Origin of the sequence: Kineococcus deserti, assembly GCF_050871945.1 — a bacterium.
Taxonomy (GTDB): domain Bacteria; phylum Actinomycetota; class Actinomycetes; order Actinomycetales; family Kineococcaceae; genus Kineococcus.
Genome location: NZ_JBJLSI010000027.1, coordinates 26,013 through 48,876, shown reverse-complemented (window position 1 = coordinate 48,876; position 22,864 = coordinate 26,013). Strand labels below are relative to the sequence as shown.

At 74.5% G+C, this 22,864-nt stretch carries 17 protein-coding genes; 5 read left to right on the top strand and 12 right to left on the bottom strand.

Features of this window, described 5'->3' with window-relative positions:
- Nucleotides 1–2 precede the first annotated feature (2 nt).
- Together ACRYR2_RS18440 and ACRYR2_RS18435 are read right to left on the bottom strand one after the other, a co-directional pair.
- A complete protein-coding gene (locus ACRYR2_RS18440) occupies nucleotides 3–515 on the bottom strand; it encodes a redoxin domain-containing protein (protein ID WP_432564355.1) in 513 nt (170 codons plus the stop codon).
- Entirely contained in the window at nucleotides 461–889 is a 429-nt protein-coding gene (locus ACRYR2_RS18435; RefSeq protein WP_432564354.1) for a DUF3052 domain-containing protein, read from the bottom strand. The genes ACRYR2_RS18440 and ACRYR2_RS18435 overlap by 55 nt, the downstream gene beginning before the upstream one ends.
- A 187-nt stretch (nucleotides 890–1,076) precedes the next feature.
- On the opposite strand from ACRYR2_RS18435, the gene fdhD reads away from it, so the two are divergent.
- The 4 genes from fdhD (at nucleotide 1,077) to ACRYR2_RS18415 (ending at nucleotide 8,032) form a co-directional block, all read left to right on the top strand.
- Nucleotides 1,077–1,964, top strand: coding sequence for a formate dehydrogenase accessory sulfurtransferase FdhD (fdhD, locus tag ACRYR2_RS18430; protein ID WP_432564353.1), 888 nt, complete (start codon nucleotides 1,077–1,079; stop codon nucleotides 1,962–1,964).
- 74 nt (nucleotides 1,965–2,038) lie between these two features.
- Nucleotides 2,039–4,795 carry a pyruvate dehydrogenase (acetyl-transferring), homodimeric type gene (gene aceE / locus ACRYR2_RS18425; protein ID WP_432564352.1) on the top strand — a complete coding sequence of 919 codons (2,757 nt, stop codon included), beginning with the start codon at nucleotides 2,039–2,041 and terminating at the stop codon, nucleotides 4,793–4,795.
- A 336-nt stretch (nucleotides 4,796–5,131) separates the two neighbouring features.
- Nucleotides 5,132–6,820, top strand: coding sequence for an MFS transporter (locus ACRYR2_RS18420; RefSeq protein WP_432564351.1), 1,689 nt, complete (start codon nucleotides 5,132–5,134; stop codon nucleotides 6,818–6,820).
- Between the two features lie 48 nt (nucleotides 6,821–6,868).
- Nucleotides 6,869–8,032, top strand: coding sequence for a glycosyltransferase (locus tag ACRYR2_RS18415; protein ID WP_432564350.1), 1,164 nt, complete (start codon nucleotides 6,869–6,871; stop codon nucleotides 8,030–8,032).
- Nucleotides 8,033–8,178: 146 nt separating this feature from the next.
- Here ACRYR2_RS18415 and ACRYR2_RS18410 read toward each other — a convergent pair whose 3' ends face one another.
- Nucleotides 8,179–9,012 (bottom strand): glycosyltransferase family 2 protein, encoded by an 834-nt coding sequence (locus ACRYR2_RS18410; protein WP_432564349.1) that lies wholly within the window; start codon nucleotides 9,010–9,012, stop codon nucleotides 8,179–8,181.
- A gap of 137 nt (nucleotides 9,013–9,149) precedes the next feature.
- Complete coding sequence (locus tag ACRYR2_RS18405) at nucleotides 9,150–12,014, bottom strand: non-ribosomal peptide synthetase (protein ID WP_432564348.1); 2,865 nt, start codon at nucleotides 12,012–12,014, stop codon at nucleotides 9,150–9,152.
- A gap of 239 nt (nucleotides 12,015–12,253) precedes the next feature.
- Between ACRYR2_RS18405 and ACRYR2_RS18400 the strand changes: the two genes are divergently transcribed.
- Nucleotides 12,254–13,744, top strand: coding sequence for a glycosyltransferase family 2 protein (locus ACRYR2_RS18400; RefSeq protein WP_432564347.1), 1,491 nt, complete (start codon nucleotides 12,254–12,256; stop codon nucleotides 13,742–13,744).
- A gap of 46 nt (nucleotides 13,745–13,790) precedes the next feature.
- On the opposite strand, the gene ACRYR2_RS18395 is transcribed toward ACRYR2_RS18400, so the two are convergent.
- The 8 genes from ACRYR2_RS18395 to ACRYR2_RS18360 form a co-directional block, all read right to left on the bottom strand.
- On the bottom strand, nucleotides 13,791–15,374 hold the full coding sequence (locus ACRYR2_RS18395; RefSeq protein ID WP_432564346.1) for a lipopolysaccharide biosynthesis protein: 1,584 nt from the start codon (nucleotides 15,372–15,374) through the stop codon (nucleotides 13,791–13,793).
- Between the two features lie 38 nt (nucleotides 15,375–15,412).
- On the bottom strand, nucleotides 15,413–16,108 hold the full coding sequence (locus ACRYR2_RS18390) for a 4'-phosphopantetheinyl transferase family protein (RefSeq protein ID WP_432564345.1): 696 nt from the start codon (nucleotides 16,106–16,108) through the stop codon (nucleotides 15,413–15,415).
- A gap of 125 nt (nucleotides 16,109–16,233) precedes the next feature.
- On the bottom strand, nucleotides 16,234–19,008 hold the full coding sequence (locus tag ACRYR2_RS18385) for an FAD-dependent monooxygenase (RefSeq protein ID WP_432564344.1): 2,775 nt from the start codon (nucleotides 19,006–19,008) through the stop codon (nucleotides 16,234–16,236).
- Nucleotides 19,005–20,258 (bottom strand): beta-ketoacyl synthase N-terminal-like domain-containing protein, encoded by a 1,254-nt coding sequence (locus ACRYR2_RS18380; protein ID WP_432564343.1) that lies wholly within the window; start codon nucleotides 20,256–20,258, stop codon nucleotides 19,005–19,007. Before ACRYR2_RS18380 ends, ACRYR2_RS18385 begins: the two co-directional genes overlap by 4 nt.
- Complete coding sequence (locus ACRYR2_RS18375) at nucleotides 20,255–21,547, bottom strand: beta-ketoacyl-[acyl-carrier-protein] synthase family protein (protein WP_432564342.1); 1,293 nt, start codon at nucleotides 21,545–21,547, stop codon at nucleotides 20,255–20,257. The genes ACRYR2_RS18380 and ACRYR2_RS18375 overlap by 4 nt, the downstream gene beginning before the upstream one ends.
- Nucleotides 21,544–21,918 (bottom strand): cupin domain-containing protein, encoded by a 375-nt coding sequence (locus ACRYR2_RS18370; protein WP_432564379.1) that lies wholly within the window; start codon nucleotides 21,916–21,918, stop codon nucleotides 21,544–21,546. The genes ACRYR2_RS18375 and ACRYR2_RS18370 overlap by 4 nt, the downstream gene beginning before the upstream one ends.
- Nucleotides 21,919–22,019: 101 nt before the next feature.
- On the bottom strand, nucleotides 22,020–22,478 hold the full coding sequence (locus ACRYR2_RS18365) for an SRPBCC family protein (protein WP_432564378.1): 459 nt from the start codon (nucleotides 22,476–22,478) through the stop codon (nucleotides 22,020–22,022).
- A 68-nt stretch (nucleotides 22,479–22,546) separates the two neighbouring features.
- Entirely contained in the window at nucleotides 22,547–22,816 is a 270-nt protein-coding gene (locus ACRYR2_RS18360; RefSeq protein WP_432564341.1) for an acyl carrier protein, read from the bottom strand.
- Nucleotides 22,817–22,864: the final 48 nt, after the last annotated feature.

The window sequence follows — 22,864 nt, the reverse complement described above, 5'->3', positions numbered from 1 at the left end:
CCTCACAGCCCGTCCAGCGCCGCCAGGTGCGTCGTGAGCGGGCGCGGGGCGCCGTGCTCGCCGCGCAGCAGCCACCGCACCCGCCCGTCCTGCACCAGGACGGACAGGCGCTGCGCCACCCCGCGCTCGGCGTCGAACGCCCCCAGCGCCCGCGCGACCTGGCCGTGCGGCCAGAAGTCGCTGAGCAGCGGGAACGGGTAGATCCGGTCGTCGGCCCACGCCCGCAACGCCGGCACGGGATCGCACGACAGGGCCGCCAGCTGCACGCCCGCGGCGTCGAAGCGGTCGATCTCGAAGGCGAGGGCCCCCAGCTCGGCGGTGCAGTGCGTCGAGAAGGCGGCAGGGACCAGCACCAGCAGCGCCGGTCCCTGCTCCCACAGCTCGCGCAGGGCCACCCCATCCCCGTGCTGGTCGGGCAGGACGGCGTCGGGGACGGGGAAGCCGTCCCCGACCGACAGGTTCAGCGGCGGCCGTTCTTGGGCGTCGTCATCCGCGTGCCGGCCCAGTTGGCGCACGCGCTGACGCTGCTCGTCGCGTGCAGGCCGGCCGTCGGTGCCGCCTCGTCGATCTCGGAGGCCTGGACGTGCCCGGCCCGGCCCTTCTTCGGCGTCAGCAGCCAGACGATGCCGCCGTCGGCGAGGTTGGTGATGGCGTCGACGAGCGCGTCGACCAGGTCACCGTCGCCTTCGCGGTACCAGCACAGGACGACGTCCGCGACGTCGTCGGCGTCCTCGTCGAGCAACTCGCTGCCGACGATGGCCTCGACGGCCTGCCGGAAGTCCTCGTCGACCTGCTCGTCCCAGCCGAACTCCTGGACCAGTTGTCCGGACTTGAAGCCCAGCTTGGCCACTGCCGCCACATCGGCCGCAGGGTCCGCGGTCGCACCCACCTGATGTCCTGCCTTCCTCGAGGCCCCCTCCCGGTGGGGGACGCTGATCGTCGTGACCTCCTAGTGGAGCGGAGAAGGCCTCCTGCGCGCAAGACGAAGCGCCAGTCCGACCCTCACGAGTCCTCCACGCGTTCCTCCGCGGGGCCGTCCGGGAAGCGCTGCGGCGCGGAGGTGAGAGGGTGGGGTGGTGGGAAGGGTGACCGTCCGCACGCGCACGCTGCGCCTGGACCTGGACGCCGGGACGGCGGCTGCGCGCGCCGACACCCTGGCCGTCGAGGAACCGCTGCAGCTGGAGGTCGACGGCGAGCAGCTGACCGTCACGATGCGCACCCCCGGGGACGACGTCGAGCTGGCGCTGGGCTTCCTGCACGCCGAGGGACTGCTGCACGAGGCCGGGGACGTCGTGGCGATGCGGCACTGCACCGACGTGGGGCCCGACGGCGAGCCGACCTACAACCTGCTGCAGATCACGGCGCGCCCCGGCAGCCGGCTGGCCGGGGACCGGGTGGCGCGGCCGTTCACCACGACCTCGGCGTGCGGGGTGTGCGGATCGGCCAGCGTCGAGGACGTCCTGGCGCGGGTGCCCGCCCCGCTGGAGGGGGACGACCTGCGCCTGGACGCGGCCGTCCTGGCCGGGCTGCCCGACGCGCTGCGCCAGGCGCAGTCCACCTTCGACAAGACCGGCGGCCTGCACGCCGCCGGCCTCTTCTCCGCCGCGGGGCAGCTGCGCGTCCTGCGCGAGGACGTCGGCCGGCACAACGCCGTCGACAAGGTCGTCGGCTGGGGGCTGCGCCAGGGGGCGCTGCCGTTGCGCGACAGCGTCCTGGTCGTCTCCGGCCGGGCCTCCTTCGAGCTGGTGCAGAAGGCCGCGATGGCCGGGGTCCCCGTGCTCGTCGCGGTCTCGGCGCCCTCCTCGCTGGCGGTCTCGCTGGCCCGGGCGGCGGGCATGACCCTGCTGGGGTTCGTCCGGCCGCCGCGGGCCAACGTCTACGCGGGCGAGCACCGGGTCGTGCCGGAGCGCGAGCGGGAAGCGGGGACCGGGGTGGGGCGGGCCACGACGTCCGTCCTAACCTGATCCCATCAAGAGCTGGGCCCCCGCTGCTTCCGACCGGACCGCGGGACCCTCGATCAAGCGGGAGGACCACCACCGTGGCCAGACGCGACGAAGCGGGCAACGCCCCCGCCGGCAAGGGCCCCATCCTCAACGGCCTGCCCTCGCAGCTGCCCGACATCGACCCGGAGGAGACGGCCGAGTGGCTGGCCTCCCTCGACGGGGTCGTCGACGAACGCGGGCAGAACCGGGCCCGCTACCTGATGCTGCAGCTGCTGCAGCGCGCGCGTGAACGCCAGGTCGGGGTCCCCAGCCTCACGGCGACCGACTACATCAACACCATCGGCCCCGAGAGCGAGCCGTGGTTCCCCGGCGACGAGGAGGTCGAGCGTCGCTACCGCGCCTGGATCCGCTGGAACGCCGCGGTCATGGTGCACCGCGCCCAGCAGCCGGGCATCGGCGTCGGCGGTCACATCTCGACGTACGCCTCGTCGGCCACGCTGTACGAGGTCGGCTTCAACCACTTCTTCCGCGGCAAGGACCACGCCGGCGGCGGTGACCAGGTCTTCATCCAGGGTCACGCCTCCCCCGGCGTCTACGCCCGCGCCTTCCTGGAGGGCCGGCTGAGCACCGAGCAGCTCGACGGGTTCCGCCAGGAGGTCTCCAAGGCGCCGAACGGGTTGTCGTCCTACCCCCACCCCCGGCTCATGCCGGACTTCTGGGAGTTCCCGACCGTCTCGATGGGCCTGGGCCCGGCGAACGCGATCTACCAGGCGCAGTTCAACAAGTACCTGCACAACCGCGGGTTCAAGGACACCTCCCAGCAGCACGTGTGGGCCTTCCTCGGCGACGGCGAGATGGACGAGCCGGAATCGCGCGGTTTCGCCCAGCTCGCGGCCTACGAGGAACTCGACAACCTCACCTTCGTCGTGAACTGCAACCTGCAGCGCCTGGACGGCCCGGTCCGCGGCAACGGCAAGATCGTCCAGGAGCTCGAGGCGTTCTTCCGCGGTGCGGGGTGGAACGTCATCAAGGTCCTGTGGGGCCGGGAGTGGGACACCCTGCTCGCCGCCGACCACCAGGGCGCCCTGGTGAACCTCATGAACGCCACCCCCGACGGGGACTACCAGACGTTCAAGGCCGAGAACGGCGCGTTCGTGCGGGAGAACTTCTTCGGCCGCGACCCGCGCACCAAGAAGCTCGTCGACGACATGTCCGACGAGCAGATCTGGAACCTCAAGCGCGGCGGCCACGACTACCGCAAGGTCTACGCGGCCTACCAGGCGGCGATGAACCACACCGGTCAGCCGACGGTGATCCTGGCCAAGACCATCAAGGGCTACGGCCTGGGCCCGCACTTCGCGGGGCGCAACGCCACGCACCAGATGAAGAAGCTCACGCTCGAGGACCTCAAGCTCCTGCGCGACTCGCTGCGGATCCCGATCTCCGACGAGCAGCTGGAGAAGGACCCCTACCGCCCGCCGTACTACCACCCCGGCGACGGCGACGAGTCGATCCAGTACCTGCGCAAGCGCCGCGCCGACCTCGGCGGGCCGGTCCCGCAGCGCCGCGTCCAGCACGCGCCGTTGCACCTGCCGGCGGACGACGCGTACAAGATCGCGGCCAAGGGGTCGGGCAAGCAGGAGATCGCCACCACCATGGCGTTCGTCCGGCTGCTCAAGGACCTCATGCGGGACAAGGAGTTCGGCGCGCGGGTCGTGCCGATCATCCCCGACGAGGCGCGCACGTTCGGCATGGACTCGTTGTTCCCGACGATCAAGATCTACAACCCGCACGGGCAGCAGTACACCTCCGTGGACCGCGAGCTGATGCTCGCCTACAAGGAGTCCGAGCAGGGGCAGATCCTGCACGTCGGCATCAACGAGGGCGGCTCGATCGCGGCCTTCACCGCGGCCGGGTCGTCGTACGCCACGCACGGCCAGCCGATGGTCCCGATCTACGTCTTCTACTCGATGTTCGGGTTCCAGCGCACCGGCGACAACATCTGGGCCGCGGCCGACACGATGGCCCGCGGGTTCATGATCGGCGCCACCGCCGGCCGGACCACGCTCACCGGTGAGGGACTGCAGCACGGCGACGGGCACTCGCTGGTGCTGGCGGCGACGAACCCGGCGGTCGTGTCCTACGACCCGGCGTACGCCTACGAGATGGGGCACATCGTCAAGGACGGTCTGCGCCGCATGTACGGCGAGGACCCCGAGAACGTCATCTACTACCTGACGGTCTACAACGAGCCGATGGTCCAGCCGGCGCAGCCCGAAGGTGTCGACGTCGAGGGCATCCTGCGCGGCATGCACAGGATCTCGACCGGTGAGGGCGACGGTCCGCGGACCCAGCTGCTCGCCTCGGGCGTCGGGGTGCCGTGGGCGCTGGAGGCCCAGCAGCTGCTCAAGGACGACTTCGGTGTCGTCGCCGACGTGTGGTCGGTGACGAGCTGGAACGAGCTGCGCCGCGACGGCCTGGCCTGCGACGAGCACGCGTTCCTCAACCCCGGCGACGAGTCCCGGGTGCCGTTCGTGACGCAGAAGCTGAAGGACGCCAGCGGCCCGGTCGTGGCCGTCAGCGACTGGATGCGCCAGGTGCCCGACCAGATCGCGCAGTGGGTCCCGGGTGAGTTCGCCTCGCTCGGCGCCGACGGGTTCGGCCTGTCCGACACCCGCGCCGCGGCCCGCCGGTACTTCCACATCGACGGCCCGTCGGTCGCGGTCCGCGCCCTGGAGATGCTCGCCAAGCGCGGTGAGGTCGACTGGCGCGCACCGGGCCAGGCGATCGAGAAGTACCAGCTGCACGACGTGCGCGCCGGCCGCTCCGGCAACGCGGGCGGCGAGAGCTGACCCGTCCGCACGACGTTCCGCAGAGCCCCGCACCGTCCGACGGTGCGGGGCTCCTGCGTTCTCCGGCCGTGGGGGCGTGGTGGGCGCGGCGGCGGTGGCCGCGTCGTCGCACCCGTCGGTCACGCGGCGGCGCCGACGGCCCGGGAGCCCTCGCCCGGTGACCGCGTTCGGCACCGCGGGAAGGCGGTTCACTCCCGAACCGGCGGTTCCGGGACCGGTACGGGCAGGGACGTGACGCGGCGGGCGGCGGACTGACCGTCGGGGCCACGACCGGTTCTCGCGCCCCGGTGACCTCGCGCAGGGTGATCGGGACACCCGACCGGCCCCGGAGGACCCGTGGTCTCTCGCCCGAGCCCCACCCGCCCTGGAGCCGGCGCGCAGCGCCGGAGCCCCACCCGCCCAGCCGTCCCGCACCCCGCACCGCCGGAGCGGTCCGCGCCCACACCCGCGCGTCTGCGGGCGCTGCTGGTGCTGCTGTGCACCCCGCTGTGCCTGGTGATGGCCGGCAACTCCTCGCTGTCGCTGGCGCTGCCGGCGCTGGGCGCGGACCTGCGGGCGGGACAGACGGAGCTGACGTGGGCCGTCGACGCCTACGCGCTGTTCTTCGCCGCGCTGCTGCTGCCCGCGGGCATCGCCGCGGACCGCTTCGGCCGGCCGATGGTGCTGGCCGCCGGCCTGACCGTCTTCGGTGCGGGGAACGTGGGCGCGGCCTTCGCCACCTCCCCCGAGACGCTCATCGCCCTGCGCGCCGTCAGCGGCGTGGGAGCGGCCGCGGTGTTCCCGGTGACGCTGTCGGCGCTGGTGGCCGCCTACCCCCCGCAGCGGCGCGGTTTCGCCGTCGGCGTCTGGTCCGCGGTCAGCGCGGCCGGCGCCGTCGTCGGGCTGCTGGCCGCCGGGCTCCTGCTGGAGGCGTTCTGGTGGGGCAGCGTGCAGCTGCTCTTCGGCGTCCTGGCGGTGCTGCTGGTGCCCGGAGTGCTGGCGCTCGTGCCGCAGCACCGCGACCCCCGGCTCTCCCTGGACGCCCCCGCGGCGGTGCTGGCCGTGCTGGCCCTGGGCGGCGTCGTCTTCGCCGTCCTGGAGGCACCGCTGCACGGCTGGGGCTCGACGTGGGTGCTGGTGCCGCTGGTCGCGGGGCTGGCCGCCGCCGCCGGTTTCGTGCTGCGGGAGCTGACGGCGCGCGAACCGGCGCTGGACGTGCGGTTGTTCGTCAACCGCGGGCTGTCCACGGGCACCCTGCTGGTGGGGGTGCAGTTCGCCACGGCGCTGGGGCTGTTCACCCTGCTGCCGCAGTACCTGCAGATCGTCCCGGGCTACTCCCCCTTGCAGGCCGCGCTGGTGCTCGTGGTCTCCACGGTCGGCACCGGGGCGGGGTCGGCGCTGGGGGCGCGCGGCGCCGGCCGGCGCTGGCCCGCCGTCCTGGGTCTGGTCCTGATGGCCGCGGGCTTCCTGGGGCTGGGGCTGACCGCGACCGATCCGCGGCTGTGGGCGCTGCTGGTCAGCCTGGTCCTGTTCGGCGCGGGGTTCGGGGCCTCGATGGTCCCCGGGACCACGCTGATCCTCGAAGGGCTGCCCGAGGACCGGCGGTCGGTGGCCAGCGCCGTCAACGACATCGCCCGCGAGGTCGGCGGCGTGCTGGGCATCGCCGTGCTGTCCGGGGTCCTGCTCGCGGCCTACCGCACCGAGCTGCACCCGGCGCTGGTCGGGCTCGCCCCGCCGCTGGCCGAGGTGGCGCTGTCCGGCGCCGGACCGGCGCAGGGCACCGCGGCCTCCCTGGGAGCAGCCGGTGAGGCCCTGCGGGTCGCGGTGGCCGACGCCTTCGCGGCCGGTCTGGCCGACGCCTTCCTCGTCGCCTCCGGCGTCCTGGTGGTGGCCGCCGCCTGCCTCGCCGTCCTGGCTCCGGGCCGCCGCGGCTCAGGCGCGCACGTCACGACCTCGCGGCAGCGCACGCCGCGTCCCTCTCGTTCCCCCTCCTCGCGGCCGCGGCACTCCAGCGCGCGGCCGCGGGCCCCAGACCCCGCCGGCTGAGGCACGGCGGGGTGTCCACCCGAGCACCCGACCCCCCAGGAGAGCACCGTGCGAGTCCTCATCAGCAGCCTGCCCGCGTTCGGGCACGTCTACCCCGTGATGCCGATGGCCGAGGCCCTGCGCTCGGCCGGCCACGACGTCGCCCTGGCCACCGGTGGGGCACCCGCCGCCCGGCTGGACGCGGCCGGGTGGACGGTGCACCGGGTGGAGGCCGACATCGGCGCCGCCGTGGGGCAGGTGATGAGGGAACGGCCGGGGCTGGGACGGCTCGAGCCCCCCGACCGCTGGCAGGTGGCGGCGGCCATGTTCGGCGACGTCCTGGCCGCCGCGCTCGACGAGCAGCTGTCCGACGTCCTCGACGACGCCCGGCCCGACCTGGTCGTCTACGAGGAGCTGGCGATGGGCGGTGCGGTGGCCGCGGCCCGCGCGGGGGTGCCGGCCGTCCGGCACGGCGTGGGCCCGTGGTCCCCGCCGCAGATGGAGGCGACCTGCGCGGCGTCGCTGAGCGCCCTGGGACGCAGCGGTGCCGGCGCCGACCGGGTCCCGGAGGGCCCGGAGGTGTTCGGGCAGCTGCACCTGGACGTCTGGCCCGCCGCCCTGGGACGGCAGGGGACGTCGCTGCCGTTGCCCGCGGCGCCGGTGCGGCCCAGCGCCTGGACCGAGGACGACCAGCCGGTGCCGCAGTGGCTGCGGGAACCGCGCACCCGCCCCGTGGTCTACCTGACCCTGGGCACCGTCACGGCCGGCGAGGTGGCGGTGCTGCGGGACGTGCTGGCCGGCCTGGCCGACCTGGACGTCGACGTGCTGGCCGCTGTCGGCGGCGACGTGGATCCCGCCGACCTGGGGCCGCTGGCGCCGGGTGTGCACCTGGAGGAGTTCGTGCCCGCCGCCCGCGTGTTCGACCTGGTGGACGTCGTGGTGCACCACGGCGGCAGCGGGACGCTGCTGGGCGCCTCCGCCGCCGGTCTGCCGCAGCTGGCCCTGCCGCAGCGGGCGCACGACCAGTTCCCCAACAGCGCCGCCCTGCGCCGGCAGGGGTGCGGCCTGGACCTGCTGCCCGAGCACCTGAACCCGGCCGCCGTGCACGACGCCGTCGCGCGGCTGCTGGGCGACGAGCGCCACCGGGGGGCGGCGCGCCGGCTGGCCGACGAGATCGCCGCGCAGCCCGACCCCGCGGCGGTCGTGCCCGACCTGGAGGACCTCGCCGCCTGAGCCTGCTGCCGGCACCCCGGGCGCGCAGGGGGCCGGAACGTGCGCAGGGCCGGAACCCACCGGGGTTCCGGCCCTCTCGCCCGTCGCGTCGTCCGTCACCTCCGGGGCCGGCCTGCCGCGACCCCGCGGCGTGCAGCGCCCCGCGGTCAGGACCGCACGTCGAAGTGGTCCGGCGAGGCCGCCACCTCGGGACGGCTGGTCTCGACCTGGCGGGGGACCTCCACCGTCGGGGCCGCGGCACCGCGACCGGGCCGGCCCCACCGTTCGACGGCCAGGGCACGCAGCACCCGCATCCCGTCGCGGAAGGTGTCGAGGTTGCTGCGGCCGTGCAGGCGCGGGTACTCGAAGCTGGGCACCTCGCAGATGGACAACCGGGCCTTGGCGACGCGGGCGTTGATGAGGGTCTCGATCTCGAAACCGTCACCCCAGCGCCGCTCGTCGGCGATCTCGCCCAGGTGGTCCAGCTGCAGGACGGGCAGGCAGGCGGTCCAGAACGCGTTGTAGCCGTAGCACAGGTCGCTCCAGCGCGTTCCGTACAGCACGTTCGCCAGCTGGTTCAGCGCACGGTTCCCGCGCCGACGCAACCAGGTGATGTCGTCGCTGCCGCCACCGGGCATGAAGCGGCTGCCCTTGGCGAAGTGCGCACCGTTGGTCAGCGCCTCCACGAACTTCGGGATCTCGCGGGGGTCGGCCGAACCGTCGGCGTCGAGCATCACGACGACGTCGCCGGTCACGTGCGCGAAACCGCACGCCAGGGCGTTCCCCTTCCCCCGGCGGTTCTGCATCACGATCCGGACGTCCGGCCGCAGTTCGCGCGCCACGTCCACCGTGCCGTCCTGGCTCCAGCCGTCCACGACGATCACCTCGTGCACCTCGGGCAGGAGGGCGAAGACGTGCGGCAGGTTCTCGGCCTCGTTGAAGGTGGGTACCACCACGCTGATGCGCGGTCCCGGGAGGACGTCGTGATCGATCTGTTCCATGCGTTTCTCCAGACGGGGGGAAGAGTGGAGTCGCTTGCCGTGCAGTTCCTCGAAGGGACGACGCCTTCCGGGACCAGTCTCCACGCCGGGCACCGCCCAGGAACCTGGTCCGCCTGGCAGTCGCCTGCCCGAGGACGTCAGCCGACCACCCCCGCGCGGGCCAGTTCGGCCTGCACCACGGCGGCCAGCCGCGCGACGTGGGGTTCACGCAGGACCGAGTTGTGGTCGCAGTCGATGGTCACGAACTGCCGGCTCCCCGTCAGCACGCTCTCCCACGCCCGCTCGCCGTCGGGGTTGTCCCGCAACAGGACGCAGACGGCGCGGCCCGGGTAGGGCTCGACGTGGTGGCGCCGGGCGAGCAGCTGACCGTGGTCGTAGAACACCTGCAGCTGGTCGTGCCGGGACGGGACGACACCGGCCAGCCGGACCCGCACCCGGCGCGGCACGTGCGCCAGCGGCGGCAGCCCGTCGGGCAGGACGCGACCGGCCAGCGACCGGGCGCGCTCGAGCAACCCACCGTGCGGCCGCTCGATCCCCGCGTCGCGTGGCCGGACCGCCACGCCGTTGCGCTGCGGCGCCGGTCCCTTCGTGCGCGGCAGGTAGGTGTCGACCAGGACGACGGCCGCGACCTCCTCGCGCGCGGCGGTGAGTTCCCGCGCGACCTCCAGGGCGACCAGGCCACCCATGGAGTGCCCGACCAGGACGTAGGGCCCGCGCGGTTGCACCAGGCGCAGGTCGCGCAGGTGCCGGCGGGCCGCGGCCCGCACGCTGCGGTCCGGCAGGCCCCGGGCCTGCAGTCCCCGCGCGTGGAAACCCACGACGCGGCGGTCGCGGACGAGACCGGCCAGCGGCGCGAACGACGTCGCCAGCGCCCCACCCCCGGCGAAGCAGAACAGCGCGGGGGTGGCCGTCGCGGAGTTCAGCGCCACCGCCGTCGCGTGCCGGGGCAACGCCGAACCCGATTCGATCCGCTGCGCGAACTCGCGCAACGTGGGCGCGCTCACCAGGTCGGCGGCCAGCAGCGTGACCGCGAAGTCCCGCTCGACGCGGGTGAGCATCTCCTCCACGGTCAGCGAGTCGGCCCCCAGCTGCTGGAAGTCGTCGTCGGGGCCGACGGGGTCGGAACCGGTCAGTCCCAGCAGTTCGGCCCACATGCGCGCCAGGGCCAGTTCGGTGGCACCGTCGGGCGCGGTGGCGCCTCCGCGCGGCGGGACCGGCGGCAAAGCCGAACGGTCCACCTTGCCGCGGTGGTTGCGTGGCAACCTCGCGACCGGAACCACGTCGGCGGGAACCATGAACTCCGGCAGACGCTCGCGCAGCCTGCGGCGCAACGCCGCCGGTGACTCGACGGGCGCCTCCGGCGCCGGGGCGACGTAGGCCACGAGGCGGTTGGTCCCGCCCGAGGTGACCGCGACGACGGCGGTCTCGGCCACCGACGGCGAGGCCAGGACCGCCGCCTCGACCTCGGTGAGGTGGACGAAGTACCCGCGCACCTTCACGGCACCGTCGACGCGGCCCATGAGGTGCAGGAGTCCCTGGTCGTCGTAGCGGCCCAGATCACCCGTCCGGTAGGTCGTGCGCCCGTCGGCGCCGCGCACGAACCGCTCGGCCGTCCGCTCGGGGTCGTTCCAGTACCCGGCCGACAGCTCGGCCGAGACGACGAACACCTCCCCCGGTTCGCCGGCCGGCGCCGGTGAGGAGTCGGGCCGCAGGACGTGGATCTCCTTGCCGGGCTCGGGGAACCCGGCGGGAACGACCCCGTCGGGCACGGGATCCCCGCAGACGACGGGGAAACCCGCCAGGGCACCGGTCTCGGAGGAACCGGTCCAGTTCCAGAACACCGTGCCCGGCCGCACGTGCCGGGCGAGTTCGGCGACGTCTCGCCCGAAGACGGCCTCCCCCGCCGTGATGACGACCTCCAGCGTCGGCCACCCGCCCTCGGCCGGCAGCGTGGCCGTGAGCGAGCGCAGCAGGTGCGGTGTCGCGTACACGTGCGTGACGCCGTGGACCGTCATCGCCTGGGCCAGGGCGCGCGCACCGTGCTCGCGCGGGTCGTGGGCCCACACGCAGGCACCGTTGAGCACGGCGGCGGCCAGGGTCTGCATGCCGGCCGCGTACGCCGGGGTGAGCACCAGGGCGACCTTCCCGCCCCGTCCGATCCCGAACCGGGTCCCCGAGGTCGCGGCCCCCGCCAGCAGCAGGTCGTGGGTCTGCAGCACTCCCTTGGGGGATCCGGTGGATCCGGAGGTGAACACGGCCACGAGCGGATCGCTGCCGCCGGGCACGGCCGCCGGGCGGGTCGCCCCGTCGGGGTGGACCGTCCCGTTCGCGTTCGCGTGCGAGTTCCCGTTCAGGTGCCCGTTCGAGTTCCCGTCCGAGTTCCCGTTCGAGTTCCCGTTCGAGTTCCCGTTCCAGGGGGCCGGCGGTTCCGCCAGGAACCGCCCGGTCGTCACGACCTCGGGAACCACCTCGCGCAGGGCGCGTGCCTGGTCCGGGCGTGAACCGTCGGTCAGGCAGATCGCGAGGTCGGCCAGCACCGCGATCTCCTGCAGGCGGGCCAGCGGGAGCTGCCCGTCCAGCGGGACGGCGAGGTGACCGGAGCACACCACGCCCAGCAGCGCCGTGAGGCTGTCGATCGAACTGCCCATGAGCACGCCCACGGTGGTCGGCGGCCCCCCGGACGTCCCGGCGCGCGGTCGGCCCACCCGTTCGGTCAGGGCGCGCACGGTGCGGGCCACGCGGTCGGCCGTCTCGCGGTAGCTGAGGGTGTCGGTGGCCGTGGCCAGGGCGGGTTCGTCGCCGCACCGCTGCGCGACCTGGGCGAACCGTTCGGCGAAGGACCGGGGCCAGGGGTGGTCCGGGGGGAACCGGTCCTCGACGACGCCCGTGCGGACGCCCTGCGGGTTGCGGGGCGCCGAGTTCGCGCAGGTCCGGTCCGGGGAGTTCCCGTGGGCGGGGTCGGGGGCGGCGGCCGTGGTGGTGTCGCTGTCCGTGGTGACCATCGCGCCAGCGTGGTGGCACTCGTCCCCACAAGCACGGACGAAACCCACGATGGCCCGGTTCCCGCCGTGCCCAGGCAGCATGCAGCCTCCCGCTGGCAGCATCGCGCCGGTCCGGTCCACGGCCGCCCCGGCGCCGGTGCCCGTCGAGCAGCATGCAGAACCGGACGACCACGTCCGCCGCCGGACGATCCCGCGCAGTTCCCCAGCACTTCCAGGATGCCTCACGAGGAGGATGCCCCGTGACCGGATCAGGCACCACGGCCGTGCGCCGCACCCGCCGTGGACGCAGTCGGGAGGAGGAGCCCGTCTTCGCCCCGCGTCTGGTGCTGGAGGCCACGAGCGACTCGGCCGACCCCGCGCAGGTCACCGCCGCCGTCGTCGCGGCCGTGCGTGCCGCGTCCCCCGACGCGGCCGGCCCCCACGGCCCCGACGACGAGCCCTACGACGGGGCCTACGTGCTGATCCGGGTCGCAGGGGTTCCCCTGGCGGCCGTCACGGTCCGGCTGCCGGTGTCGGCCGAGCAGGTCGCGCTGGCGGTGCGGTCGGCCGGCGTCGGGCGTTCGCACACACCCCGGCCGGTGGTCCGCGCGCAGCGGCTCCCCACGGCGACCGTCGTGGTGCCCTCGATCGTGTCCCGGGTGACGGAGCTGCGCCACTGCCTGGAGAGCCTGGTGGCGCTGGACCACCCGGCCACCGAGGTGATCCTCGTCGACAACCGCCCGCAGCTGCCCGCCGACGACCCGCTCCCGGCGCTGCTGCGCGGCCTGCCGCAGGTGCGCGTGCTGCACGAGCCGCGGCCCGGCACCGCCGCCGCCCGCAACGCGGGGCTGCGGGTGGCGCGCGGCGAGGTCATCGCCTTCACCGACGACGACGTCAGGGTGGACCCCGGGTGGCTGTCGGCCCTGGTGCGCCGCTTCGCCGAGCACCCCGAGGAGGACGCGGTCACCGGCCTGATCATGCCGTCGGAACTGCTCACACCCGCCCAGCAGCAGTACGAGGAGTACTACGGCGGTTTCAGCGGTCCGCGCACCTTCGCGCCGGTCTCGCTGCACCCCGCCCACGGCCGCCGGGACCGGCCCCGGTGGGGACTGGTCGACGTCCGCGCCCCCGGCGGCGAGCGCGTGCGGACCTTCGCCGTGTACGGGATCGGCGCCTACGGGGCGGGGGCGAACATGGCCTTCCGCACCGAGCGCCTGCGCGCCGTCGGCGGTTTCGACCTCCGGCTGGGGCCGGCCACCCCCACGCTCGGGGCCGAGGACCTGGCCGTGTTCGTGCGGCTGCTCACCGGGGGCGGCGTCCTCGGCTACGAACCGACCGCGCTCGTGCACCACACCCACCGGCGCGAGCGGGCCCAGCTCGAGCGGCAGCTGGTGAGCAACGGGACGGGTTTCACGGCGCTGCTCACGTGCCTGGTGCTCGACGACCCGCGGCACCTGCTGGCGCTGGTCCGGCGGACCCCCGTCGCAGGGTGGGCGGTCGCGCACCGCGCCCTCACCCGGTGGTCCGCGCAGTGGTCGCAGGCGCGGCACGCCGTGCCCCCGGCCTACCCCGTCCGTCCCAAGGACCCGCACCTGGTGAGGCTGGAGGTGGGCGGGATGCTCAAGGGGCCGGCCGCCTACCTGCGCAGCCGGCGGGCCCACGCCGCCGGCGGCGTGGGCCAGAGCACGACGACGTTCCGCACGACGCCCACGGGCACGGTGCTGACCTCGACCGGTCGCGAGTCCGCGTGAACCGACCCGGGCCGGCACAGGCCCGGGGCAGGGGCCGGGGCGGCGTTCACACGGCCGCCCTGGCCCGGCGCAGCCGGACCAGGCACCACGGCAGGCAGGCCACGGCGAGGCCGAACCGGACGGCGTCGAAGGCCGTGGTGGCGGGCAGCGCCACCATCGCCAGGACGAGCACGACGACCGCGGCGACCTCGGCCAGGACGCGCGGTGGCGTCCCGGGCCACTCACCGGGCCGGGCGCGGACGGCCGTCCGCTGCGCCAGGGCCTGCACGGAGTAGGCGATCGCGGTGGCCCCGGCCGCGCCGGCGATCCCGGCGACGGGGATCAGCAGCAGGTTCAGCGCGATGTTCAGCGCCGCCGCCAGCGCGGTGCAGACCGCCAGCGGCCGGGTGCGGCGCTCGGTGACCAGGACCCGGCTGCTCGCGGTGGCGGCGGCGACGGGGTAGGCGCTGATCGCGACCAGGACGACGACGCCCAGCAGGTCGCGCGGGGCGAAGGAGGGCGGGGCGGCCACCACGAGCACCACGGGCGCGGCCAGCGTCAGGCCGAGCAGCACCGGGGTCAGCAACCGGTAGACGTGGTCGCGGGTGGTGGCGATCAGCCGCCGGCGGCGGGTGGGGTCGGCGATCTGGGCGAACCGCGGCAGCCAGGAACCCCCGGCCAGGCTGATGAGCTGCAGGGCCAGGAAACCCACGGTGTAGGCGATCTGGTAGCGGCCCAGTTCACCGGCCCCGGCCAGGCGCTGGATGACGACGCGGTCGCCGGCGTTCAGCACGAACACCGACAGCTGCCCCACCATCAGCGGGGCGCCCAGGGCGAGGGCGGGGGCCAGGACGCGCGGGTTGAGCATCCCCCGCCAGCGCGGCCGGGTCAGCCGCCAGCCGACGACGGCGGCGAGCAGGTCGGCGCCCAGCAGTCCCCACGCGTAGGTGGTCGCGCCGCCGCCCCACAGGAGGACGGCGCTCAGGCCCGCGACCTGGCCGCCGATCGCCGCGAGCACGCTGACGACGGTGTAGGCGCGCAGCCGGTCACCGGCCAGCAGCAGCCCCAGGGCGATCATCACGGCGGTGGACGGCACCGTCCACCACACCGTCACCCCGACCAGACCCGGCAGGGCGACCGTGCCGTCGGGGAACCCGAACAGCGGCGACCACCACACGGCGGTGCCCCACAGCAGCAGCGTCACCCCCAGGGTGAGGGCGACGGCGGCCGCCGCCAGCGCCCGGACCTCGCGGTCGTGCCCGTCCTGGGCGCGTTGCAGGACCACGGCCTGGTCGGTGCCGACGAGGGCCAGCACGACGAGGAGCTGGTGCAGCGCGATGGCGGCGGACAGCAGCCCGACCTGCGCCGGGTCGTCCAGCACGTGCGCGAGCACCGGTGAGACCAGCGCCCCGGTCACCAGCTGCGCGGCGGCGACCACGGTGAACAGCAGGCTGCGGCCGAACAGCCCGGAGGCGGCCGGCCTCGCGGCGTGCCTCGCGACGTGCCTCGTGGTGCCGCTGTCGGCGCTGGTGGTGGGGGTGGTGGCGGTCGCAGCGGGTCGGTCTCCCGGTCCGGTCGTCACCTCGCCATCGGACCAGACGTCGCGGGCCCGCAGCAGCCCACCGCGCTGGCAGATCCCCGCCGGGGCCACCGGGACCGCGCCCTCGTTCGGCCGCCGACCGCCGACCCTCAGCGATCGCGGGACGGCCCGGCGGTCGCGGGCACCACCACGCAGGTCGCGAGGAAACCGCCGGCGACCCCCCACCGGCCGCGCACGACCTCCTGGGTGCCCAGCGCGTGCGCGGTGAACACGCCGTCGGCCAGTTCGACGCGGAAACCCGTGAACCCCCGGAAACCCGGCCGCCCGGACCAGGCCTTGACGAGGGACTCCTTGGCGCTGAACAGGATCCGGTCGACGTGGTGACCGGGCAGTTCGACCGCGGCGCGGGTCAGCGCACCGCGTTCCCCCGGCACCAGCAGCACGTCCAGGACCCGTGGGGGCAGTGCGTGGTCGGCCGTGACGTCGATCCCGAGGGCGCGGAAACCGGTGCGGAACGCCGCGGCCGCGGCCCGGTAGCCGGTGCAGTGCGTGATGCTGCCCACGACGCCGTCGGGCCAGGACGGTGCCCGGTGCGGTCCGGGCGGCAACGGCGCCGACGTCGCACCGGGGACGCCGAGCCGGTCCAGCGCCTGCCGGGCGCACCAGCGGCCGGTGCGGTACTCCGCCCGGCGCCCCGGCCCGGCCCGGGCGACCGGCGTCAGGTCCACGTCGGCGCCCGGGACGTGCTCGCCCACGTCCCCGGTGACCTCCACGACCTGCACCGCGGCGGGCAGCAACGCCCGCAGGAACTCCGCCGTCGGCGGAGTTCCCGGTGGGGTTCCCAATTGAGTTCCCGGCCGAGTTCCCGGCCGTTCCGCCAGCAGTGACGGCGGATGCGGTGCCCCGCTGTTCGAGCACCCGCACCCGCCGTCACCGGCCACCCCGTCGTGGCGGCCACCACCCGTCGCCGTCAGGCGAAGACCACGACGAGGTGCTCGAGGACCGCCGACGCCTGCGCCGGCAGCGAACGGAAACCGACGTGGCCGTCCGGGCGCACCACGTGGGCGGCGGTGACGCCCGTGGACGACGGCAGGCCGTAGGCCTCCCGGTAGGTCCCCCGCACGTCGCGGTGCACCCCCAGCCCCAGCGTCGCCGGCACGACGGCGTCCGGGCTGACGACGAGGTGCACGTCCAGTTCACCGCCGGCGGCGACCTGCGCCTGGGACGCCAGGGACTCCAGGGCGGCGAACCCCTCGGCCTCCACCCCGTGACCGGCGTACAGCAGCAGGGCCGACCGCGTCGAGCGCAGCAGGTCGAACACCCGCAGGTCGTGCGCCACGCCGAACCGGCGCAGACCGGTCGCGTCGGGCGCCCGGTGACCGGGCTCGGGACCGCCCAGCGGGCCCACGGAGGCGTCGAGGAACTCGCCGACCAGCGGACTGCCGGCGTAGTTCATCGTCATCTGCATCTCCAGCAGGAACTGCGCCTTGGCGTCGTCCATGTCGATCTCGTCGGTGAACGCCAGGTTCACCGCCCGGTCCACGATCGCCCGCCCGGCCGGCCGCCGTTCGGCCTCGTAGGAGTCGAGCAGTCCCTCGGCGGCCCCGCCGCGCACCGCGAGCGCCAGTTTCCAGCCGAGGTTCCAGGCGTCCTGGATCCCGGTGTTCATGCCCTGCCCACCGGCCGGCGGGTGCAGGTGCGCGGCGTCGCCGGCCACGAAGACGCGGCCGTCGCGGTAGCGGTCGACGATGCCGTGCTTGATCCGGAAGATCGAGGACCAGCGCAGGTTGCTCGCCGTGGTGCCCGCCGGCGCGAGCTCGTCGACGACCTCCTGGATGTCGGCCAGCTCGGGCGGGTCGTACTCCTGCCAGAACCCCGCGGGCACCACCCCCGTGCCGACCGCGTCGACGAAGCGCTGCGGGGCCATGGTCGCCACCCGGTACCGGTGGGCGCCCTTGAGCGGAACGCACACGAGCATGCCGGTGAAGTCGCCGTTGTCCTCGATGCGGACGAACCGCAGCAGGTGCCCGGCGGGCATGTCCCAGTCCAGGTCGACGTCCCCGAGCATGAACAGCTGCGGGAACATCGACAGGCCGCCCTCGAACGTCAGCCCGAGCCCGGCCCGGACGGTGCTGTGCGCGCCGTCGCACCCGACGAGGTACTGCGTGCGCACGACCTCCTCCCCCTCGGCCGTCCCCAGCACGCAGGTCACGGCGTCGGCGTCCTGGGCGAAGGTGAGCAGTTCCACCCCGCGTTCGACCCGGACCCCGTGACGGGCCAGCGCGTCGGCCAGCAGCCGTTCGGTCTCGTACTGCGGCAGGCCCAGGTGCGCGAACGGCACCTCCTCCAGCCCCGACCAGTCGGTCTGGTGGGTCAGGACGCCGTTGACGTGCACCGTCTGCCCGTACAGCCAGGTGCCGGCGTCCATCGCCTCGGTGACGATGCCCTGCCGTTCCCAGATCTCCATGGTGCGGCAGTGGATGCCGATGGCCTTGTCGGCCTGGGCCGAGGGTTCGGCGCGCGCCTCCACCAGCCGCACGCGGATCCCGCGCCGGGCCAGTTCGAGGGCGTGCGTCATGCCGGCCGGGCCGGCCCCGACGACGAGCACCTCGGGGTCGGTGCTGCCCGGCGGGCTCGCGGCGACCGTCGTGGTGACCGGCGCGGTGGAACCCGTGCGGACCGGTTCGGCCACCCGCGGCGCGGGCGGGGAGTCGGGTCGTGCGGCGACGGGTGCCGGCGCGTCCACGGTGGTGGCCGCGGCCGCCGGGGTGGTCGCGTACCCCACCCCCACCGCCGGCCGCCGCCGGATCGGCAGCACGCGGCGGCGCAGGTCGGCCGACAGCCACGGCGCCAGCGGTTCCGCCTCGCCGAGGTCGTTGGGGTCGGCCAGCCAGTTCCCCGCCGGCTCCTCGTCCTCGAACTCGTCGACGAGGTGGAAGCGCCCGGTGTCGGGATCGCGCAGGAGTTCCGAGCGCAGGTGGCCCTTGCGGTCCCGGGCCCGCCCGGCGACGGTCAGGTACGCCCGTTCGAACTCCGCCTCGTCGGCCGCCGCGACGGTGGTCGAGACGTCGACGCGCACGGCACCGGGGACGAACTCCCACGCGAGGGGTTCGTCCGGGCCGGGTTCGGGGCGGGCGCGCAGCTCGTAGACGACCCGTTCGAAGTCGACCGACAGCCACCGCGCCAGCGCCGCCGAGTCGGCCAGGTGGGCCGGGTCCTCGACCCACTGCCGGAACCCCTCGGCGGTCTCCCACTCGGCGAAGATGTGGAACCGTCCGGTCGCGGGGTCCTGCAGGAGTTCCTCACGCAGGTGACCGCCGCGGCCGCCGACCCGGCCGGACACGAGCAGGTAGGCCTTCTCGAACGCCTCCTCCTCGCCCGGTTTGACCGACGTGGAGATGTCCACCCGGACCGCGCCCCGCACGTGCCCGGGGTTCCGGCCCGCTCCCGGAACCTCCGCGAGCACCTCGAACACCTCCCGGCCGGCGTCCTCGCGCAGGTCCCGCAGCGCCTCGGTGAGCGTCTCGCGCGCGGCGCTGCGGCTGAACGCGGCGAGCGACTCCTCGTCCACCCAGTCGCTCACGATCGCGAACCACCTCTCCTCGGTCCGGCTGCGCAGCAGTTCCTGCCGCAGGTTGCCGGGAACCCGGCTGATCCCGGTCGCGGCCCGGCGCCAGGCCGCCTCGAAGTCGGCCTCGCGCCCGGGCAGGGCCCGCATGCGCAGCAGCGTCCGCACCGTGCTCACCGATCGCCTCCCGTGGTCTCCTGAGCGGCCCGCAGCACCATCGCGCTGTTGAACCCGCCCAGTCCGCGGGAGGCCACCAGGACCGTGGTCACGGGCGTCTCGCGCGGGGTGGTCACCAGGTCCAGCCCGTACGCCTCCGGGGAGGGTTCGTCGAGGTTGCCCACCGCGGGCACGACGCCGTCGCGGATCGCCAGCAGTGCCGTGGCCACGGCCAGCGCCGAGCCGCCGACGCTGAGCCGGCCGGACAGGCCCTGCGGCGCCGAGACCGGGACGGGCGCGGCCCGGCCGGCGAAGGCGATCCGCAGCGCCTGCGCCTCGGCGGCGTCGAGTTCGGGCACCCCCGCACCGTCGGCCACGACGAAGTCCACCTCGTCGGGCCCGACGCCCGCGTCACCCATCGCCCGCCGCACGGCCCGGGCGTACTGGCCCGGGTCGCTCAGCGGGTCCGACGGCGAGGCGGCGTCGTGGGTCGCGGCGTACCCGGCGATCTCCCCGTACACCTGCGGTGCACCGCGTTCGGCGGCGCGGTGCGCGTCCTCGACCACCAGCACCGCCCCGCCCTCGCCGGGCACGTACCCGGAGGCGGCGGCGTCGAACGGCTTGTACCCCGCGCGGGGGTCGCGCGCCGGCGACAACCGGCCACCGACCGACTGGCAGGCCAGGGCGTACGGCGACAGGGACGCCTCGGTGCCCCCGGCCACGACGACGGGGGTTCCCCGGCGCACGACACGGCGGGCGTGCCCGAGGCTGTCCAGCCCGCCGGCCGCCTCGGTGACCAGGACGCTGGCCGGGCCCTTGGTGCCGTGCCGGATGGAGGCCTGGCCGGTGCTGGCCGCGTAGAACCAGGCGATCGACTGGTAGGCCGTGACCGCCTGCGGTCCCCGGCCGTACAGCCCGGTCATCTCCCGCTGCCCGAACTCGTTGCCCCCCGAGGACGCCGCCAGGGCGACCGAGGTGTCGTACGGGTCGTGCTCGGCCGGGTCCCACGCCGCGTCGGCCAGGGCCATCGCGGTGGCGGCCAGCGACATCCACGTCCAGCGGTCGGTCTGCACCAGCAGCCGCGGTTCGACGTGGTCCTCGGGGGTGAAACCCCGCACCCGCCCGGCCAGGTGGACGCCGTAGCCGGAGGAGTCGTAGTCCTCCAGGGGTCCCACCCGCAGGTGGCCCGCGCGCACGCTGTGCCAGTGCTCGGCCGCGCCGACCCCCGTGGGCGCCACGACGCCCAGTCCGGTGACGACCGCGCGCCTCACGACCGGCTCCAGCGGGGCGAGGTGAGCGCGACGGCGGACTGGAAGCCGCCGAAACCGCTGCCGACCGAGACGGCGACGTCGATCTGGGCGTCCCGGGCGGTCTTGGGGACGTAGTCGAGGTCGCACTCGGGGTCGGGGTTCTCCAGGTTCGCCGTGGGCGGGACCACGCCGAACTCGATGGCCAGCGCGCAGGCGGCCAGCTCGATGGAGCCGATGGCCCCCAGCGAGTGACCCACCATCGACTTGATCGACGTCATCGGCACCTCGTAGGCGTGCTGCCCCAGGCTGCGCTTGACCGCGGCCGTCTCGTGGCGGTCGTTCTGCTTGGTGCCCGAACCGTGCGCGTTGACGTAGTCGACCGTTCCCGGATCGATGCGGGCCTGGCCGAGCGCGTCGTCGATGGCCCGGCTCATCTCGGTGCCGTCCGGACGCAGCCCCGTCATGTGGAAGGCGTTGCAGCGGTTGGCGAAGCCGGCGACCTCGCAGTAGACATGGGCACCGCGGGCGCGGGCGTGCTCGTACTCCTCCAGCACCAGCACCGCCCCGCCCTCACCCATGACGAAACCGTCGCGGGTCGCGTCGAAGGGACGCGAGGCCGTGCCGGGTTCGTCGTTGCGGGCCGAGGTGGCGCGGATGGCGTCGAAGCACGCCACCGAGATCGGCGAGATCGGGGCGTCGGCCGCGCCGGCCAGGACCACGTCGGCGTCGCCGTCCTGCACCAGCTGGTAGCCGTACCCGACCGCGTCCAGCCCCGAGGTGCAGCCGGTCGACATGACCGAGGCCGGGCCGTGGGCGTGGAAGCGGGCCGCCAGTTCCGAGGCACCGCTGCTGGGGATCAGGACGCGGTCCAGGAAGCGGGTGCCGTAGGCGGCGTCCACCACCCAGTCCTTCCCGGAGTCGCTGACCTGGACGTACTCGTCCTCCAGCCGCATGGTCGCGCCGACGGCGCTGCCCAGGCTGACGGCGAGCCGGTCGTGGTCGACCCCGGTCCCCGACGCCAGGTCCAGCCCGGAGTCGGCCACGGCCTCGTCGGCGGCCACCATCGCGAACCGGGTGAAGCGGTCGGTCCGCGCGATCTCGTGCGTGCTCAGACCCCGCGCGGTGAAGTCGATGTCGACCTCGGCCGCGATGCGGGACCGGAACCGGGAGGCGTCGAAGAAGCTGATCGGTCGGGTGGCGGTGCGCCCGTCCACCAGCAGCTGCCAGAACGACTGGCGGGTCGGCCCGCCCGGGGCCACCACCCCGACACCGGTGACGACGACGCGCCGCTCACCCACGGGGGCGCTCACGGCAGCTGCTCGGTGTCGACGTGCCCCAGCCGCGGCTGCGGGGCCAGCGGGGCCAGGGTGAACACCGCGGTCGCCGGTTCGGCGGAGTCGTTGCTCAGCCGGTGGCGCACCCCGATCGGCACGCAGACGCCCTCCTGGGCGCGCAGCGTGCGCAGCTCCCCGTCCAGCCGGATGCCGAGCTCACCGCTGGTCACCAGCAGGAACTCCTCGGAGTACGGGTGCCAGTGCTCGGTGACGACCTCCCCCGGCTGCAGCGTCACGGTGCCCATGAAACCCGTCGTCGACCCGACGGTGGACGGTGCCAGCACCGTGCGCACGTCCCCGCCGCGACGGCGGTTGGCCGGGACGTCGGCCGCGCTGACGGTGCGGATGTCGGAGGGACGGGGCGCCTGCGCCTGGTGCGCCCGGACGGGGTCCGGGGACCCGACGTCGGGGTGGCCGTCGCGCGGCTGGTCGGTACGGACCTCGGTCGTCACGAGTGGCTCGCCTCCTTCTGGCCCGCGGTCGGGGCCGATCCCTCGGCCGCCCGGGCGGCCGCCTCGACCTTGCCCCGGATGACCTCCATCTGGATCTTCGTGTTGGCGTTGATCCGGTCGGTCATCGTGGGGGTGTCGACGGGGGCCTGCGGGCGCATCCGGAAGTCCTGGACCCAGCGCATCAGGACACCGTCGGGCCGTTCCTCGTAGGACCAGCGGATGTCCATGAACTCGAACGGCCCGGGTTCGGTGCGGTGGGCGACCACCGTCCGGGTGACCGGGTCGGGGGTCCGTTCGGAGACCCACGACCAGACCGTCCCGGAGGCGTCGGGGTGCATCGACAGGCGGAACCGGATCGTGTTCCCGTCCTGCCCGAGGACCTCCGCGGCGGAGTACTCGGTGAACAGGTCCGGCCAGGACGCGACGTCGTTCGTCATGTCCCACACCAGGTCCATCGGAGCGTCGATGACGATCGCGTTGTCGACGTGGCCCGGCTCGGAGGGACCCTGCTGGACGTCAGCACTCACGCCTGCGCCCCGATCGTCGCGTAGTGCCGCACCGAGTGGACGATCGCGCCCAGCGAGTGGTCCTCGGCGTGGGCGTTCTCGTCGACCGGAACCCCGTACGTCTGCTGCAGTTCGGTCTGCAACTGCAGGAACGCCAGCGAGTCCAGTCCCAGGTCGGTGAACATCGCGTCGGGGTCGTCCGTGCGCGCCGACGCCGGCAGCCCGACCTTGGCGACGAGCAGGTCCATCAGGTCCTCGAGCGTGAAGGTGCTGTTCTGGACGGTCACGGTGTGCTCCCTCTTGTTCGTCCTGCGGGTGGTGGAGGCAGGTCGTTC

Excerpts from the sequence above, each read along its gene's own strand:
- ACRYR2_RS18410 (WP_432564349.1), bottom strand. The coding sequence starts at position 9,012 with ATGGAACAGATCGATCACGACGTCCTCCCGGGACCGCGCATCAGCGTG.
- ACRYR2_RS18405 (WP_432564348.1), bottom strand. The coding sequence starts at position 12,014 with ATGGTCACCACGGACAGCGACACCACCACGGCCGCCGCCCCCGACCCC.
- ACRYR2_RS18365 (WP_432564378.1), bottom strand. The coding sequence starts at position 22,478 with ATGGACCTGGTGTGGGACATGACGAACGACGTCGCGTCCTGGCCGGAC.